Here is a 13,516-nt window from a genome sequence, read left to right on the forward strand (position 1 = left end):
GTCCCGGGCATCCACGTTCGTAGGGTGGGCAAAGGCGATCTTGCGCCGTGCCCACCATCGATCCACACGACGAAAGCGGTGGGCACGCTTCGCTTCGCCCACCCTACGATACTGCCCGTGTAGCTCGGATTACGCTTCGCTCCGTCCAGGCCTACGGGGCAACGACGGATACTTCCTAGGCACGGTCTGCCCGTTGTTAGTGCTTGATCGCACTGGCGTCAGGTGTTCTGCTCAAAAAAGCTGCTGGAGCACCGTACCCCGTGTCGATCTACGTCGCGTTACACCACGTCACGCACTACAAATACGACCGCCCGATCGATCTTGGTCCGCAGACCATCCGTCTGCGGCCGGCGCCGCACACGCGCACGCCGATCCTGAGCTATTCGCTCAAGGTCACGCCGGCCAACCATTTCGTGAACTGGCAGCAGGATCCGCAGGGCAACTGGCTGGCGCGCTACGTTTTTCCGGAGAAGACGACCGAGCTGAAATTCGAGGTCGATTTCACGGCGCAGATGACCGTGGTCAACCCGTTCGACTTCTTCGTCGAGCCCTATGCCGACAGCTTCCCGTTCGAATATCCCAAGGACCTGAAGACGGAGCTGGCGCCCTATCTCGAGACCGTCAAGCCGGATCGCCTGTTCGCAAAATTTCTCGACACGATCCCGCATGAAGCCCCGAACACCGTCAACTTCCTGGTCGATCTCAATCGCGAGCTTCAGAAACACGTCCGCTACATCATCCGCATGGAGCCCGGCGTGCAGACGCCGGAGGAGACGCTCTCCTCTGGCGCCGGCTCGTGCCGCGACTCCGCCTGGCTCCTGATCCAGACTCTGCGTCATCTCGGGCTCGCCGCCCGCTTCGTCTCCGGCTACCTGATCCAGATCCGTCCCGACATCGATCCGATCGAGGGACCGCCCGAGGTCGAGAACGACTTTACCGACCTGCACGCCTGGGCCGAGGTCTACCTGCCGGGCGCGGGCTGGATCGGGTTCGACGCCACCTCCGGCATGCTGGCGGGCGAGGGGCATATCCCGGTGGCCGCCACGCCGCATTATCGCTCGGCCGCGCCGATCTCCGGCGGTGCCGGCTTTGCCGAGGTCGAGTTCGCCTTCGACATGAGCGTGAAGCGCATCCGCGAGGCGCCGCGCATCACCAAGCCGTTCTCCGACGAATCCTGGGCTCGGCTCAACGATCTCGGGGAGCAGGTCGACGGCGATCTCGCGAGCGCGGACGTGCGGCTCACGATGGGCGGTGAGCCCACCTTCGTCTCGGTCGACGATCTCGAGGCGGGGGAGTGGAACACGGAAGCCGTCGGCCCGACCAAGCGCGCGCTCGGCGACGATCTGATCCGCCGCCTGCGCACGCGCTTCGCGCCGGGCGGGCTTCTGCATTACGGCCAGGGCAAATGGTACCCGGGCGAGAGCCTGCCGCGCTGGGCCTTCGGCCTCTACTGGCGCAAGGACGGCGTGCCGATCTGGAAGAATGTCGACCTGATCGCCAAGATCGAGAACCCGCGGCCCGCGGGGACGAAGGACGCCGAGGCCTTTATCGGGGGCGCGGCGCTGCGGCTTGGGCTCGATCCCGGCTACATCATGCCGGCCTATGAAGACACCGCGCTCTGGCTTCAGAAGGAAGCCGAGCTTCCCGTCAACGTCGATCCGACCGACTCCAAATTGTCCGATCCGGAGGCACGTGCGCGGATCGCGCGGGTGTTCGAGCAGGGCCTCGACACCCCGCGCGGATTCGTGCTGCCGGTGCAGCGCTGGAACGCGCCGCCGCGCTGGCGCAGCGAGCGCTGGACGCTGCGGCGCAATCATCTGTTCCTGACGCCGGGCGATTCCCCGCTCGGCCTGCGCCTGCCGATCGGCTCGCTCGGCTACGTCCCGCCGAACCAATATCCCTACATCGTGGAGCGCGACCCGATGGAGGCGCGCGGCAAGCTGCCGGTGTTCACCCTCGCGGCGCGCCCGGAAGCGCCGCCGCGGGTCGCGCCCGAGCATCTCAACACGTCGATCCCGGTGCGCACCGCGATGTCGGTCGAGGTCCGCGACGGCGTGCTCTGCGCCTTCATGCCGCCGGTCGAGCGGATCGAGGATTATCTCGAACTCGTCGCGGCGCTCGAAGCGACCGCCGAGGAGATGCAGCTCCAGGTCCATGTCGAGGGTTATCCGCCGCCGTTCGACCCGCGCATCGAGGTCATCAAGGTGACGCCCGATCCCGGCGTCATCGAGATCAACATCCAGCCGGCCAAGAGCTGGCGCGACGCGGTCGACATCACCTCCGGCCTCTATGAGGACGCGGCGAAGGTTCGCCTCGGCGCTAACCGCTTCCTGGTGGACGGCCGCCACACCGGCACCGGCGGCGGCAATCACGTCGTGGTCGGCGGCTCCTCACCTCAGGACTCGCCGTTCCTGCGCCGGCCCGATCTGCTCAAGAGTCTGGTCTTGTACTGGCAGCGGCATCCGTCGCTGTCCTACTTCTTCTCCGGCCTCTTCATCGGCCCGACCAGCCAGGCGCCGCGCATCGACGAGGCCCGGCACGACAGCATCTACGAGCTTGAGATCGCGCTCTCGCACGTGCCGCCGCCGGGCTACCAGACGCCGCTGTGGCTGGTGGACCGGCTGTTCCGGCATCTGCTCGTCGACATCACCGGCAACACCCACCGCGCCGAGATCTGCATCGACAAGCTCTATTCGCCCGATGGTCCGACGGGGCGGCTCGGCCTCGTCGAATTCCGCGCGCTCGAAATGCCGCCCGATCCGCGCATGTCGCTGGCGCAGCAGCTCCTGATCCGCGCGCTGATCGCAAAGTTCTGGCGCGAGCCGCAGCAGGGCAAGTTCGTGCGCTGGGGCACGGCGCTGCATGACCGTTTCATGCTGCCGCATTTCATCTGGGAAGACTTCCTGGACGTGCTCTCCGAGCTGAAGCAGTTCGGCTATCCGTTCGAGCCGGAATGGTATCTGGCCCAGCTCGAATTCCGCTTCCCCGCCTTCGGCCGCGTCCATCATGGCGGCGTGACGCTGGAATTGCGCCAGGCGCTGGAGCCTTGGCATGTGCTCGGCGAGGAGGGGTCGGCCGGCGGCACCGTGCGCTATGTCGACTCGTCGGTCGAGCGCCTCCAGGTCAAGGCGGAGGGTTTCGTCGAGGGCCGCCACATCGTGACCTGCAACGGCCGCCGCCTGCCGATGACCTCGACCGGTCGCTCCTCGGAGGCCGTGGCCGGCGTCCGCTTCAAGGCCTGGCAGCCGGCCTCCGGCCTGCACCCGACCATTCCGGTTCACGCGCCCCTGACCTTCGACCTGATCGACACCTGGAACGGCCGCTCGCTCGGCGGCTGCGTCTATCACGTCGCCCATCCGGGCGGGCGCAGCTACGACACGAAGCCGGTCAACACCTATGAGGCCGAGGCGCGGCGGCTGGCGCGCTTCCAGGACCATGGCCATACGCCGGGGCCGATGCAGCCGCCGCCCGAGGAACGCACAAATGAGTTTCCGCTGACCCTCGACTTGCGAACCCCGCTCCTGCAATGAGTATGAGGGTGGGGCAGGGAGAGGCGCATGGGCGAGGGCGCAGCCGAAGAGGACGACAAGGCGGGTAAGGCGCAAAGCCAGCGCCGGCTCGCGCAATGGGTCCGCGACTATAGCCGCCTGCCCGGCATTCCCGACGAGTTCCTGGGGCCCGACGGCGCCCCGCGCGCGGTCTGGAGCCGCTTCTTCGATGCCTTCGGCGCGCTTGCGCCCGACGAGATCGAGCGGCGGTTCGGCATGGCCGACCGCCACCTCCGCGAAGCCGGCGTCACCTACCGCGCCCCCGGCGACAGTGCCGACCGGCCGTGGTCGCTCAGCCATCTGCCGCTGCTTATCGACGAGGCCGACTGGAAGCAGCTTTGCGACGGCATCACCCAGCGCGCCGAGCTGCTCGAGCTCGTGCTGCGCGACATCTATGGCGAGGGCCGGCTGGTCGCGGAAGGCGCGCTGCCGGCGGCCGCGATCGCCGGCAGTCCCGAATATCTCCGTCCCGTCTGCGGCGTGCCGCCGCCGGGCGGGCGCTATCTCTCGCTCTACGCCGCCGATGTCGGCCGCGGACCCGACGGTCGCTGGTGGGTGCTCGGCGATCGCACGCAGGCGCCCTCAGGCGCGGGCTATGCGCTGGAGAACCGCCTGGTGCTCTCGCGCGCCTTCTCTGATCTCTACAAGTCGATGAACGTGCCGCGCGTCGCGCCGTTCTTCGAGGCGTTCCGCGACAGCCTGCGCGCACGCGCCGATCGCGACGAGCCCAGGATCGGCGTGCTCACGCCCGGCAGTTTCAGCGAAACCTATTTCGAGCACGCGACGCTGGCGCGCTATCTCGGCTTCCTCCTGGTCGAGGGCGACGATCTTGCCGTCAGCGACAACCGCGTCCACATTCGCACCGTAGCGGGCCTGAAGCGGCTCGACGTGCTGCTTCGCCGCGTCGATTCCAACTCGCTCGATCCGCTCGAGCTCGATGCGTCTTCGCGGCTGGGTGTGCCCGGCCTGATCGACGTGCTGCGCAAGGACGGCGTCGTCGTCGCCAACATGCCGGGCTCGGGCGTGCTGGAGGCGCGGGCGCTGCTCGGCTTCCTGCCGGCGCTCAGCCGCCGCTTGCTCGGCGAAGAGCTGAAGATGCCGCACATCGCGACCTGGTGGTGCGGCCAGCGCATCGCGCGCGACGAGGTGCTGTCGCGGCTCGACGAGGTCGCGATCGAGGGCGCCTACCGGCGCGGCGTTCCCGGTTTCGACAGCAACGGCCCGGTGCTCGCGAGCGAGCTCGACGCCGGCGGGCGCCAGCGCCTGATCGATGCCATCGGCGCGCGCGGCATGGACTATGTCGGCCAGGAGGTGGTGCGGCTCTCGACCATGCCGGTGTGGGAGCAGGGCCAGATCACGCCGCGCCCCTTCGTGCTGCGCGTGTTCGCAGCCGCCACACCTGACGGCTGGGCCATCATGCCCGGCGGCTTCTGCCGCATCGCCGAGCAGGCCGATGCGCGCGCGGTGTCGATGGGTGACGGCGCCCGCGCCGCCGACGTCTGGGTCGTCTCGGGCAAGCAGGTCTCGACCGCGACGCTGCTGCCCGCGACCGACAAGGTGCGGATCCGCCGCATCGCCGGCGTGCTGCCGAGCCGCGCCGCCGACAATCTGTTCTGGCTCGGCCGCTATCTCGAGCGCGCCGAGGCGACCCTGCGGCTGGTGCGCGCGCTGGGCTCGCCGAGCGGGCCCAACAAGGGCACCGCTGCCTCGCTGCAATCGGCCGAACGCATCCAGCGCCTGCTGGTGGCCTGGGGTGCGATCTCGCAGACCTCGCGCGCGGCCCCCGGGCGGATCGCCGCCGAGGCGTTGCAGAGCGCGGAGCGTTTCGGCTCGGCCTTGTCGCTGGTGCGCGCGGCGCTGCGCACCGCGACCTCCTTGCGCGAGCGGCTGTCGCCCGATGCCTGGCAGGTCATCACCGAGATGGCCGAGCGCCTCGCCTACGAGGTCGAGGACGACGACAGCGTGCTGAGCGCGGCCGAGCTGACCTTGCAGGAACTGGCGAGCTTTGCCGGCCTTGCGCAGGAGAACATGAACCGCGCCGCCGGCTGGCGCTTCCTCGACATCGGCCGCCGCACCGAGCGCGCCATCAACACGGCGCGATTCGCGCGCCAGTTCGCCTATGACGAGGCCGGCGACGAGGATCTCGACATCCTGCTGACGCTGGTGGATTCCCAGATCACCTACCGCTCGCGCTATCTGCTGGCGCCGATCCTGGCGCCGGTGCGCGACCTCGCGGTGCTCGACGGCTTCAACCCGCGTTCGGTCGCGTTCCAGGTGGCGACGCTGAACGAGCACATCGCGGCGCTGCCGAGCCTGAAGGAGCACGGCCTGATCGAGCAGCCGCAACGGCTCGCGGTGGCGGTGCAGGCGATGCTGGCGACGGCCGAGGCCGAGAAGCTCGAGGTCAAGACGCTGTTCTCGCTGGAGCAGGATCTGCTCAGCCTCGCCGAGGCGATCGGGCTGCACTACTTCCCGCATGGCCCCAATGCCAGCCGGCCGGAAAAGCTGACGGGGCTGGCGTGATCTACGACATCCGTCACGTCACCACCTACGAATACGAGAGTCCGGTCAGCTTCGCCCGCTGCACGCTGCGGCTGGAGCCGAAGAGCGGCAGCGGTCAGGAGCTGATCTCGCACCAGGTCGAGATCCGTCCGCGCCCGTCCGAGCGCAATATCCGCCGCGACTTCTTCGGCACGCTGACCGAGAGCGTGGTCATCGAAGCCGCGCATCGCAATTTGCGCATCGACTCGCGCTCGCGCGTCGCCGTCTCGCGCCGGCCGCCGGCGCGCGATGCTGTCAGCCCGTCCTGGGAGAGCATCCGCGACATCGCATTCGAGGCAACCAGCCTCGGGCCGTCATCCCCGGTCGGCTACGTCTTTGCGAGTCCGCTGGTGCCGGTGCTGCGTCCGGTCAGCGCCTATGCGGCGGAGAGCTTTCCACCCGGCGAGGGCATCCTCAAAGGGGCGGTCGATCTCATGCACCGCATCCGTAACCAGTTTCGCTACGATCCCAAGGCGACGGTGATCTCGACGCCGCTCAACGAGGTCTTCGACAAGCGGCACGGCGTCTGCCAGGACTTTGCCCATGTGATGATCGCAGGGCTGCGCGGGCTCGGCCTGCCGGCGGCCTATGTCAGCGGCTATTTGCGCACCATCCCGCCGCCGGGCCAGCCGCGGCTGCAAGGCGCCGACGCCACCCACGCCTGGGTGTCGCTGTGGTGCGGGACGGAGCTGGGCTGGGTCGATTTCGATCCGACCAACGATCTTCTGGTCGCTGGCGACCATATCGTGCTCGCGGTCGCGCGCGACTTCTCCGACGTCTCCCCGGTCGATGGCATTATCGTCGGTTCGCCGAAGCAGAAGCTCGGCGTCGCCGTCGACGTGCTGCTGGTGGAATGACCGCGGGTCTCCGCCGTCCAGGACGATGCAGGCGCATGCGCCAGGCGGCGGCCCGTTCCCGTGGTCTCTTGTCAACATCCGATAAAGCGAATTTGATTTGTGTTGGGCGGCCGCAGTCCTGCCGGGCTCGCCCCGGGTGTATCGCGCCGTGACCGCAAACGCGATGTCGCAGCGCGCAACGCAACATATTTCCGTATTTTTGTTCCGGGATTTGGTCACCCGGCAAAAGATGGGCTATGCTGGCCTTTGCGTCGAGGACATGAATGAGACGTGGGGAGTTGGCGTGGAACACCACCGACAAGCGGGGCTGCATCCATGATCACGTTACCGAGGCTGGCGGCCGAATCCCTGGAGAAGTTGCTCGGTACGTTCATGCGTCGCCGGTACGATGAGACTTCTGCAAGTATCGTCGAGAGCGCGACCCGCACCGCGATGGAATGCATCGGCAATAGCGATGCGCTCTATCACAATATCGAGCATACGATGCTGGTGACGCTGGCCGGCCATTCCATCCTCAGTGGCCGAAGTCTTCATACGCATCTGTCGGCCGCGGATTACGTCCATATCCTGATCGCCTGCCTTGCCCACGACATCGGCTATGTGCGCGGCCTGTTCGAGGAGGATGACGTCGACGGCTTCGTGATCGATGCCGCCGACACCAAGATTTGTTTGCCGCGCGGCGCATCGGATGCCAGCTTGATGATGTATCACGTCGATCGGTCGAAGCTTTACGTGACGCGGCGGCTGCGACATATTCCCGGACTCGATCCGGAACGCATTGCCCGCGCCATCGAGGGCACGCGGTTTCCGGCCCGCGAAGGCCAGGACTATGACGACGAGGCCTCGATCCTGCGCGCCGCCGACTTCATCGGCCAGCTCGGCGATCCCAACTATTTGCGCAAGGCCAACGCGCTCTATTACGAGTTCGAGGAGGTCGGCATGAACCGACAACTCGGCTACGACTCGCCCGCCGACATCGTGAACCGCTATCCACAGTTCTATTGGAACAGCGTCGCACCGCATATCCAGACCGAGATCGGCTACCTCAACAAGACCGAGATCGGCCGGCAGTGGATCGCCAACCTCTACAGCAACGTGTTCCGCGCCGAACGCGACATCTCGCTGTCGGGCCCGCAGAAATAGCCCCGTTGTAGCCTGGATGGAGCGCAGCGACATCCGGGATTCGCGGATGCAGGTGTCCCCGGATTGCGCTGCGCTCCATCCGGGCTACGAAGTCCCAAATCCGTAAGCAAATCATGCAACAAAAAACCATCACTACGGATGTCCTCGACATCGCCTATCTCGAATACGGCACGCCTGACGGCTGGCCCTGCATCATGGGCCACGGCTTCCCCTACGACGTGAATGCCTATGCCGAGACTGCGCCGATCATCGCGCAGGCCGGCGCGCGGGTGCTGGTGCCCTGGCTGCGCGGCTACGGGCCGACGCGGTTTCGTTTCCCGGAAACGCTGCGCTCCGGTGAGCAGGCGGCGCTGGGCGCCGATCTGCTGGCCTTCATGGACGCGCTTCGCATCGAACGCGCGGTCGTCGGCGGCTATGACTGGGGCGGCCGCGCGGCCTGCGTGGTTGCGGCGCTGCACCCCGCGCGCGTTGTCGGGCTCGTCTCCGGCAATTCCTACAACATCCAGGACATCGCCCGCGCCATGGAGCCCGCGGCACCGGCGCATGAGGCGGCGCTCTGGTATCAATATCTCTTCCACAACGAGCGCGGCCGCCGCGCGCTGGAGCGCAACCGGCGCGGCTTCGCCCGCCAGCTCTGGTCGATGTGGTCGCCGACATGGGCCTTCGACGATGCGACGTTCGAGCGGAGCGCAACCTCGTTCGACAATCCCGATTTCGTCGAGGTCGTGATCCACTCCTACCGCCACCGTTACGCGCTGGTCGCGGGCGATCCCGCCTATGCCGGGATCGAGGAAAAGCTTGCGGCACAGCCGCCGATCCGCGTCCCGACGATCGCAATCGACGGCGACAGCGACGGCGTCAATACCGGCACCGCCCATCACGCGCGCAAGTTCGAGGGCTTTTTCGAGCGGCGCGTGTTCGCAGGCGCCGGTCATAACCTGCCGCAGGAGCGGCCGGCCGAATGGGCGCAGGCCGTGGCCGACGTGCGCAAGGCGGTTGCCGGGTCCTGATTTTAGCGATCGCGGGAACTTTTCGCCGGTCCCGCCGTCCAATCCTGAGCTGCGCGTTGAGTTGCGAGGGAGATGACCATGAGCGAGGAAAGCAAGCCCAGCGGACCGGATCTGACCGAAGGCGTGGCGCTCACCGCGTTCAGGGACGGCAAGCTGCTCGGCCATGTCGGCGCGGAAGATGTGCTGCTGGTCCAGGCGGGCGGCGAGGTCTTCGCGATCGAACCCGCCTGCAGCCATTATCACGGCCCGCTCGCCGAAGGCCTGGTGGTGGACGACACCATCCGCTGTCCCTGGCATCACGCCTGTTTCTCCTTGCGATCGGGCGAGGCGACGCGCCCGCCGGCCTTGAGCGCGCTGGCCGTATGGGAGGTGACGCGGGACCAGGACAGGATCATCGTTCAGCGCAAGCGTGAGGCACCGAAGCCGACCGCCCGCAGCGCGCCGGCGCCCGAGAAATTCGTCATCGTCGGCGGCGGCGCGGCCGGCTTCGCGGCGGCCGAGATGCTCCGGCGCGAGGGCTTTGCCGGCGCCATCACCATGCTCAGCGATGACGGCGCCATGCCGGTCGACCGGCCGAACCTCTCCAAGGACTATCTTGCCGGCAACGCACCGGAGGATTGGCTGCCGCTGCGGGGCGAGGACTATTATCGGGATGCGGGCATCGATCTCCGGCTGAACACGAATGTCTCCGCGATCGATGCGAAGACACGCAGCGTCACGCTGGGCAATGGCGACAGACTGCCGTTCGACCGGCTGCTGCTCGCGACCGGCGCCGAGCCGGTCAAATTGCAGATTCCGGGCGCCGACCAGCCCCATGTCCACACCTTGCGCTCCGTCGCCGACAGCCGGGCCATCATCAAGGCCGCCGGCAGCGCCACGCGCGTGCTGGTGATCGGCGCCAGCTTCATTGGCCTCGAAGTCGCGGCCTCGTTACGGGCACGCAAGCTGGAGGTCCATGTGGTCGCTCGGGAGGAGCGGCCGATGCAGCGCGTGCTCGGACCGGAGATGGGCGATTTCGTTCGCGCGCTCCATGAAGAGAATGGCGTCAACTTCCACCTCGGGGACACTGTGGAGAGGCTCGACGGTACGCGCGCGACGCTGAAGAGCGGCGGCGTCATCGAGGCCGACCTCGTCGTGGTCGGCATCGGCGTCAAGCCGCGCCTTGCGCTGGCCGAGAAGGCGGGGCTTGCGGCGGATCGCGGTGTCAGCGTGAGCGAATATCTCGAAACCAGCATCGCCGGCATCTTTGCGGCTGGCGACATCGCGCGCTGGCCCGATCCGCATTCGCGGCAAACCATCCGCGTCGAGCACTGGGTGGTGGCGGAGCGGCAGGGCCAGACCGCGGCGCGCAACATGCTGGGCCGGCGCGAACGCTTCGATGCCGTGCCGTTCTTCTGGAGCCAGCACTACGATGTGCCGATCAACTATGTCGGCCACGCCGAGAGTTTTGACGACATCGCGATCGACGGCAGCATTGCCGGCAGGGACTGTCTGCTGAAGTACCGCAAGGCCGGCCGCGTGCTTGCGGTCGCCTCGATTTACCGCGATCTCGACAGCCTCAAGGCCGAGCTCGACATGGAGCGGCGGGGCCTGTGAGCCGCCGCCGTCGCTCCGGCGGTGCCCCCGGCGCGCCAATTCACCTGCCGGATCGTCGCAGGCGAGCAGTCGCGGCTCTGCCGCTTCCCTCGCGGCTGCTGCACGTATAGATTGCATACGTTGCAAAAAAGGCGGAAACATCGCTGACGTTCGATTCGAGCCGTCCCTTTCTCAAAGATAGCGATATGGACAGCGGGGCCAGCACTGCAAATCGATCGCTCAGTGTCGCGGGCGTCCTGATCGCCTTTGGCATTGGCAGCGTGTTTCTGCTCGGCGCCGGACGACAGAACTATCCGGAACTCCACACCATTCTCGACACCAGCATCACCCTCATCACGGGGCTGCTGGCATTGCTGCTCTGGGATATGGGCGCGCGCATCGAACAGCCGCTGTCCAAGCGGCTCGCGATCGCCTTCGGCGCGACCTTCGTCCTGGAGTTCCTCCACGTCCTGGTGATCGTGGAATGGTCGGGGTCGCTGGCGTTCGTCATGCAGCTGCGGGAATTTCTCCGGCCGGCGACATGGCCGCCGGCGGCCCACATCCTCGCGATCGGAATTCTCGCCGCGATCTGGTCGGCGCGGCGGGATCGGGTCGGGATGCCGGCCTTTGCACTGTTCATGGCCGTCGTCGCCGTGCTGCTGATTGCGATCTTCCAGCGCCTTCCGCCATATCGCCCGCCGGGCCTGCTCGATATCACGCGTCCGGTGTTGATCGTGGCGCCGCTGTTGTGGGCGATCACCTGCGTTCTGTGCTGGCGGCTGCGAGCGACGGACCGCATCTTCGGGCCGCTGGCCCTGATGGGCGCGGTCGTTCTGCTCGGCCACGTCGCGATGCTCTACTCGCAGGCACCGCACGACACCGAGGCGATGGTCGCTCACCTCGGCAAGGTCGCCGGGCGCCTCGTCCTGCTGCTCTCGATGATGCGGATGGCCTCGTCGGACATGCTGGAGCGGATGCGGGCGGAAGCCCAGCTCGCGCGCTTGAACGAGGAGCTGGAAGTGCGTGTCGAGGAGCGGACCGCACAGCTTGCAGCGTCCAATCTTGCGCTGGAATCCGAAGTTCTCGTGCGCAGGCACGCGGAGCAGAAGGCCCAGGCGCAACTCGCCCGATTGAGCCTGCTGCACCAGATCACTCGCGCGATCGGCGAGCGGCAGGATCTCAACAGCATTTTCCAGGTGGTGGTTCGCAGTCTCGAAGACCAGTTGCCGGTGGATTTCGGCTGCCTGTGCTTTCACGACGCGGTCGATCACGTGCTGACGGTGGAATGCGTCGGGATCAAGAGCGGTGCGCTGGCCATGGAGCTGGCGATGCCCGAACGGTCGCGGATCGACATCGACGAGAACGGCCTTTCGCGTTGCGTGATGGGTCAGCTCGTCTATGAGCCTGACATCACGCGGTCGTCCTTTCCGTTCCCGGTCCGGCTCGCGCGGGGCGGGCTGCGGGCGATGGTGCTGGCCCCGCTGCAGGTGGAGAGCCGGGTGTTCGGCGTCCTCGTCGCGGCGCGGAAGGAGCGGGACAGCTTCAGCAGCGGCGAATGCGAGTTCCTGCGGCAGTTGAGCGAGCACGTCGCGCTCGCCGCCCATCAGGCGCAGCTCCATGGCGCCCTGCAACAGGCCTACGAGGATCTGCGGCAGACCCAGCAGGCCGTGATGCAGCAGGAGCGGCTGCGCGCCCTTGGGCAGATGGCGAGCGGCATTGCCCATGACATCAACAATGCGCTCTCGCCGGTGTCGCTCTACACCCAATCGCTGCTGGAACGGGAGCCGGGCCTGAGTGCGCGCACGCGCGATTATCTGGAGACGATCCAGCGGGCGGTCGAGGACGTGGCCCATACCGTGGCGCGCATGCGCGAGTTCTACCGGCAGCGAGAGCCGCAACTGACGCTGATGCCGGTTCATCTCAACCAGCTGGTGCAGCAGGTCGTCGACCTCACGCGGGCGCGGTGGAGCGACATGCCGCAGCTTCGCGGAACCGTGATCGCGCTGCGCACCGAGCTCGCGGAGCAATTGCCTGCGATCTCCGGCATCGAGAGCGAAATCCGCGAAGCGTTGATCAATCTCATCTTCAATGCCGTCGATGCGGTGCCCGGCGGCGGCACGCTGACGCTGCGCACCAGGCTTGCCGGCGGCGCGGACGGGCACGGCCAGGTGCGGGTCGAGGTCGGTGACGACGGGCTGGGCATGGACGAGGAGACCCGCCGGCGCTGCCTCGAACCGTTCTTCACGACCAAGGGGGAGCGCGGAACCGGATTGGGCCTCGCGATGGTCTACGGTGTCCTGCGGCGGCACAACGGCGAGATCGAGATCGACAGCGCCGTCGGTCGCGGCACCACCGTGTCGTTGAATTTTCCGGTCCCGCAGGCGGCGCCGGCCACGCCGTCGCAGGACAGGCTCGATTCCGCGAGGCTCTCCCGGCTGCGGCTGCTGCTGGTCGACGACGATCCGCTCCTGCTGAAATCATTGTGCAATACGCTGGAGGCGGAGGGGCACGTCGTGACGACGGCCAATGACGGCGTCGCGGGCATCGCCGCGTTCCGCGCCGCCTCCGCGCGCGGCGAGACCTTCGCCGCCGTGATCACCGATCTCGGCATGCCTGATGTCGACGGCCGCAAGGTGGCGAGCGCGATCAAGGCCGCGTCGCCCGCCACGCCCGTGATCATGCTGACAGGATGGGGCAAGCGCCTGATGTCCGAGGATGACATTCCGGCCCATGTCGACCACCTCCTGAGCAAGCCGCCGAAGCTTCGCGAATTGAGGGAAACGCTGGCGCAATGCTGCGAGCCTGGCCGCGCACAGGGTGCGATAGAGGTGAGCGAATAGGA

At 67.2% G+C, this 13,516-nt stretch carries 7 protein-coding genes; all 7 read left to right on the top strand.

What is annotated here, in order from left to right:
- Window positions 1–260 precede the first annotated feature (260 nt).
- The 7 genes from WN73_RS43935 (at window position 261) to WN73_RS43965 (ending at window position 13,514) form a co-directional block, all read left to right on the top strand.
- Window positions 261–3,530, top strand: coding sequence for a transglutaminase family protein (locus tag WN73_RS43935; RefSeq protein ID WP_271558432.1), 3,270 nt, complete (start codon window positions 261–263; stop codon window positions 3,528–3,530).
- Window positions 3,531–3,557: 27 nt separating this feature from the next.
- Window positions 3,558–6,071, top strand: coding sequence for a circularly permuted type 2 ATP-grasp protein (locus WN73_RS43940; RefSeq protein ID WP_271558433.1), 2,514 nt, complete (start codon window positions 3,558–3,560; stop codon window positions 6,069–6,071).
- A complete protein-coding gene (locus tag WN73_RS43945; RefSeq protein WP_271558434.1) occupies window positions 6,068–6,946 on the top strand; it encodes a transglutaminase family protein in 879 nt (292 codons plus the stop codon). Before WN73_RS43940 ends, WN73_RS43945 begins: the two co-directional genes overlap by 4 nt.
- Before the next feature lie 315 nt (window positions 6,947–7,261).
- Window positions 7,262–8,089, top strand: coding sequence for a metal-dependent phosphohydrolase (locus tag WN73_RS43950; protein ID WP_028172344.1), 828 nt, complete (start codon window positions 7,262–7,264; stop codon window positions 8,087–8,089).
- A 113-nt stretch (window positions 8,090–8,202) separates the two neighbouring features.
- The gene (locus WN73_RS43955) at window positions 8,203–9,099 is read left to right on the top strand and encodes an alpha/beta fold hydrolase (protein WP_028172343.1); all 897 of its coding nucleotides are present in this window, start codon (window positions 8,203–8,205) and stop codon (window positions 9,097–9,099) included.
- Window positions 9,100–9,177: 78 nt separating this feature from the next.
- Window positions 9,178–10,695 carry an FAD-dependent oxidoreductase gene (locus tag WN73_RS43960; protein ID WP_271558435.1) on the top strand — a complete coding sequence of 506 codons (1,518 nt, stop codon included), beginning with the start codon at window positions 9,178–9,180 and terminating at the stop codon, window positions 10,693–10,695.
- Between the two features lie 185 nt (window positions 10,696–10,880).
- A complete protein-coding gene (locus WN73_RS43965) occupies window positions 10,881–13,514 on the top strand; it encodes an ATP-binding protein (RefSeq protein WP_271558436.1) in 2,634 nt (877 codons plus the stop codon).
- The last annotated feature ends 2 nt before the right edge of the window (window positions 13,515–13,516 follow it).

It is taken from the genome of Bradyrhizobium sp. CCBAU 45394, assembly GCF_028128655.1.
Taxonomy (GTDB): Bacteria; Pseudomonadota; Alphaproteobacteria; order Rhizobiales; family Xanthobacteraceae; genus Bradyrhizobium; species Bradyrhizobium diazoefficiens.

Bases quoted from the DNA above. Each gene is read 5' to 3' on its own strand.
- WN73_RS43940 (WP_271558433.1), top strand. From the start codon at position 3,558: ATGGGCGAGGGCGCAGCCGAAGAGGACGACAAGGCGGGTAAGGCGCAA.
- WN73_RS43950 (WP_028172344.1), top strand. From the start codon at position 7,262: ATGATCACGTTACCGAGGCTGGCGGCCGAATCCCTGGAGAAGTTGCTC.
- WN73_RS43955 (WP_028172343.1), top strand. From the start codon at position 8,203: ATGCAACAAAAAACCATCACTACGGATGTCCTCGACATCGCCTATCTC.
- WN73_RS43960 (WP_271558435.1), top strand. From the start codon at position 9,178: ATGAGCGAGGAAAGCAAGCCCAGCGGACCGGATCTGACCGAAGGCGTG.
- WN73_RS43965 (WP_271558436.1), top strand. From the start codon at position 10,881: ATGGACAGCGGGGCCAGCACTGCAAATCGATCGCTCAGTGTCGCGGGC.